1 pseudogene is annotated in these 283 nt (G+C 62.2%); it reads left to right on the top strand.

Annotated elements, in window-relative coordinates:
- Positions 1–283, top strand: a pseudogene (locus DNK49_RS23600) (IS1634 family transposase); the annotation flags it as partial.

The following is a 283-nucleotide window of genomic DNA, read 5'->3' as shown; positions in this document are numbered from 1 at the left end:
ACAATCTCGAAGCCCTGAAGGCCGTGCGCCTGACCAGTGGCAAGCCGCTCGAGTTCATCGTCGCGGTACCAGGCCGGCGTTACAACGAGTTCATCGATCTGCTCGCCCCCTTCCACGAACAGCAATGTGTCACCGCCACACAGGAAGTGATCTCGGAGCAGGCCTGGAATGACCTGAGGCTGGTGGTCGCACACGATCCGGTGACAGCCGCCACCAAGACCCGGCAGCGCAACGAGCGTATCGACGCACTGACCCGGCAAGCGGATCAATGGACGGGCAAGCT

The organism is Parazoarcus communis SWub3 = DSM 12120 (genome assembly GCF_003226565.1).
Classification (GTDB): domain Bacteria; phylum Pseudomonadota; class Gammaproteobacteria; order Burkholderiales; family Rhodocyclaceae; genus Parazoarcus; species Parazoarcus communis.
This window is presented reverse-complemented; position numbering and strand designations above follow the sequence as displayed.